The 552-nt window shown below is 63.2% G+C and carries 2 protein-coding genes; one reads left to right on the forward strand and one right to left on the reverse strand.

Annotation, left to right across the window (positions count from 1 at the left end; translation table 11 throughout):
• Positions 1–263: VOC family protein (locus KDM41_18840; protein MCB1185482.1), on the forward strand; the 263-nt coding region annotated here is incomplete at its 5' end.
• Here the strand turns inward: KDM41_18840 and KDM41_18845 are convergent.
• Positions 238–552: DNA-3-methyladenine glycosylase I (locus KDM41_18845; protein MCB1185483.1), on the reverse strand; the 315-nt coding region annotated here is incomplete at its 5' end. The genes KDM41_18840 and KDM41_18845 overlap by 26 nt on opposite strands.

Raw genomic sequence — 552 nt, forward strand, 5'->3', positions numbered from 1 at the left:
ACTTCGACTGCGGGATCGTCGTTGCCGTGGTAGGGCCGGGGGGCCGGGCGACGGAACACCCTATGCCGGACTACTGCTACTTTGCCGTCGAAGATCTCGAGCAGACCCTGGTCCGGGCCCGGGAAGCGGGGGCGACGATCGAGAAGGAGATCGACACGTATCCCTGGGGTGAGCGCTCGTTCTATGTGCGCGATCCCTGGGGCAACCCCCTTTGTTTCGTCGATGACTCCACGCTATTTACGGGCGGCCGGTTCGTACCGTAGCCGCGATTTCCGCCCACCGGAAGCAAGCTATCACGTGGTCGTTGACCATCCCCGTGGCCTGCATGAAGGCGTAGCAGATAGTCGGTCCCACGAACCGAAACCCGCGTCCTTTCAGGTCCTTGCTCATCGCCCTGGCAACCGGTGTCTCGGCTGGAATCTCGCCGGGTTCGCGGAAGCTGTTCTGCACCGGTGCTCCGCCCACCAATCCCCAGAGGTAAGCATCGAGCGAGCCATGTTCCTGCTGCACCACCAGGGTCGCCTTCGCATTGCCGATGGTTGCCGCGACCTT

It is taken from the genome of bacterium (genome assembly GCA_020440705.1).
Taxonomy (GTDB): Bacteria; Krumholzibacteriota; Krumholzibacteriia; order LZORAL124-64-63; family LZORAL124-64-63; genus JAGRNP01.